The following is a 2,819-nucleotide window of genomic DNA, read 5'->3' as shown; positions in this document are numbered from 1 at the left end:
GGCCCCGTGTGAGAATACTGTTTCGCGCCGTCTGGCGCTGGCGACTCGCGGATCAGCCGCGCGGGGCCTCGGCCGCGAGGGCGCGGGCGGCGCGGGCCAGGCGCAGGGCGCGGAGGGTTCCCGCGACCGTGCAGGCGCCGCGGTAGGCGACGCGCAGGGTGTGCCCCGCGGCGGGGATGAGGCGGTCGACCCACGAGGCGCCGCCGAACTTTTCCAGCGACCGCACGCCGGACGGCGAGCTGAGCCACAGCCGGCGGTACGCGCCCTCCGCCGTGGCCAGCGCGTAGGCGGCCCGCATGGTGTAGATCCCCAGCGCCCCGCGGTACGCCCGCCCGCCCCCCGACGCCGCGAACAGGTACCCAAGCGCACCCAGGGGACGGAACGCGTCGGCCGCGGGCACGCCACGGGCCAGCGACTCCGCCACGTCCAGGGTCCGCAGCAGGGGGGGCGCGTCGGGGTGCGCGGCGGCGCGGGCCCGGACCTCCGCCAGTTCGCCGGCATCGCACGCCGCCACGGCCCCGGCGGTCATGAGCAGCTCGCGCAGGCTGCCGCGGCGCTCCGGGTGGTGCACGGCCCCGTGAACGAGCACGTGCCACAGGTGCAGCGCGGGCGCCAGGCGCAGGATCCCCGGCGGGCCCGCGGGCACCGCCTCGGCCCAGGGATCCGCATCGCCCACGAACGGAAGGGCGTAGTGCACCTCCACGGGCACGGCGTCGTCGGCGCCGCGGGGGGCCAGGTGAAACGTGCCCGCCGTCCCCGGCGCGGCCTCGGCGCCCAGCCGGCGGGCCCCCGCGCCGGCCTCGAGCCCGGCGGCCACGGCCTCGGCGTGCTCCGGGCGGACGAGCACGTCCACGTCCTGCACGTCCAGGGGGTCCGTGCCCAGCGCGGCCGCCCCGCCCTTGAGGGCCACGGCGCCGGTGCCCAGCCGGGAGACCATGCGGCCCAGGGTGATAAGCCGGGCCCGGGCGGAGAGGGCGCGCACCAGCTCCGCGTTGGCCCGCGCCTCCAGCACCGCCGCCGCGTCGGACGAGAGGCGCGCGCGGCGGGCCAGCACGCGGGCGCGCAGGGGAAGGGCACAGCGCTCCACGGCCAGGAACACGCGCCACGCCTCGCGCGGCGCGGCGGGGGCGGGGTCCGCGCCCCCCGCGAAGACGGCCAGGGCCCAGTCCCGCAACGGCAACGCCGCCCGCGCGGTGTCGAGCGCGTCGGGCGGCGTTGCGGCGGGCGGGGATGGAAGAGGAGCGTCCGCCGGCTCAGCCGCGGCCATACCGGTCTTCCAGCCGGATCACGTCGTCCAGCTCCGGGGTGCTCACCTCCAGGATGACGGCGTCCTCCAGGGCCTCGATGCGGTGGATGTCGCCGGGGCGCACGGTGATGCACTGCCCGGGCTCCATCTCGAAGTCCACCCCGTTGAAGTGGTACAGCAGCCGGCCGGACTGCAGGTACATCGTCTCCATCTTGCGCTCGTGCTTCTGCAGCGAGAGCGCGTGGCCGCGCGTGACCTCCAGCACCTTTCCGGCGTAGCGGTCCTCGTGGGCGTACCAGATCTCGCGCCCCCACGGCTTGGGGACGATCGTGGGCGCGGCGAGCGGCACGGCAGGGCGGTCGGTCATGTCGGCAGTCAGCAGCGGATTGAGCTTGGAAGAAGCGGGCGTCAGCGCCCGCCGAACAGGCGCCCCCAGAAGGAGCGGCGGCGGCGGCGCAGGGCGGGCACCGGCAGCGGCCCCTCGCCGGCCAGCAGCCGCGCGGGGTTCTCGTCCATCAGCAGGCGCACCTGCGTGTCGCCGCCGGCGGCGCGGGCCAGCACCTCGCGGGCGGGGCCCAGGTGCAGCGTGCCGCGGGCGTGATAGTCGCTGGCGACGAAGTCGGCCATGCCCTGCCCCAGCAGCTTCCAGGCGCGGTCGCGGGCCTCGGGGCCGTACTTGCCCAGGACGGAGCCGGCGTTCACCTGCAGCAGGGCGCCCACGCGCTTCCACCCGGCCGCCGCGTGCCCCTCGGCGTCGGCGTTGGCGTAGCGCTCGGGGTGAGCGATGACGGGCGTCCAGCCGGACACCTTGAGCTCGAACAGGGTGTTCTCGGCGTTGGGCGGCACGGACATGAACGGGAACTCCACCAGCACGAACGACGTGCCGGCCAGCCGCAGCCGCGGGTCGCCCAGGCGGGGGGCGGGCGTGTCGAGCATGACCTCGAAGCCGCGCTCCAGCCGCATCCCCGGGAACTCCGCCGCGGCCAGGGCGTGGAGCGACGCCCACGCCGCGTCGACCTCCGCCAGGTACTCGTCCAGCGCCGCGGGGGTGTCGGCGAGCGAGGCCTTGAGGTGCGGGGTGGCCACGACGGCCTCCACCCCCTGCGCGCGGTACGCCGCCAGGGCGGCGCGGCTCTCGTCCAGCGAGGCCGCGCCGTCGTCCACCCCGGGAACCAGGTGGTTGTGGAAGTCGATCATGGCCGCGCCGGTCGGCGGAAGGCCGCCCCCGCGGTGCGCGTGACCGTCACTCGCGGGGCCCGTAGTAGTTGTAGGCGTAGTAGTAGTACGACGAGCCGCCGTACGCCACCGCCGCCCGGTCGGGGTCGTTGAGGGCCGCGCCCAGCACCCGCGCGCCCACGGACGACAGCTGCCGCACGGCCTGCTGGGCCAGGCCGCGCTCCGTGCGCCCGGCCCGCACCACCAGCACCACGCCGTCCACCATGCTGGCCAGCACGGAGCTGTCCGAGGCCGCCATGACGGGCGGGGTGTCCAGCACCACCAGGTCGAAGGCGTCCATCATGGCGTGCATGAGGTCGCGCATGACCGGCGAGCCCAGCAGCTCGGCCGGGTTGGG

General features: G+C 76.4%; 3 protein-coding genes and 1 pseudogene. All 4 read right to left on the bottom strand.

Translation table 11 applies throughout. From position 1 onward, the window contains the following. Positions 1-52: 52 nt before the first annotated feature. Positions 53-1,174 carry a nucleotidyltransferase family protein gene (locus VFZ20_RS18770; protein ID WP_329685461.1) on the bottom strand — a complete coding sequence of 374 codons (1,122 nt, stop codon included), beginning with the start codon at positions 1,172-1,174 and terminating at the stop codon, positions 53-55. A gap of 79 nt (positions 1,175-1,253) precedes the next feature. Then, positions 1,254-1,613, bottom strand: coding sequence for a cupin domain-containing protein (locus VFZ20_RS18765; protein ID WP_329685460.1), 360 nt, complete (start codon positions 1,611-1,613; stop codon positions 1,254-1,256). Between the two features lie 41 nt (positions 1,614-1,654). Continuing rightward, positions 1,655-2,443: a tyrosine-protein phosphatase gene (locus VFZ20_RS18760; protein ID WP_329685459.1), complete on the bottom strand. Its 789-nt coding sequence runs from the start codon at positions 2,441-2,443 to the stop codon at positions 1,655-1,657. Between the two features lie 46 nt (positions 2,444-2,489). Further along, positions 2,490-2,819: pseudogene (locus VFZ20_RS18755) on the bottom strand (capsular biosynthesis protein); the annotation flags it as partial.

It is taken from the genome of Longimicrobium sp., from assembly GCF_036280135.1.
GTDB lineage: Bacteria > Gemmatimonadota > Gemmatimonadetes > Longimicrobiales > Longimicrobiaceae > Longimicrobium.
The sequence above is the reverse complement of the archived record's forward strand: the minus strand, read 5'-3'. Positions and strand labels throughout refer to the sequence as shown.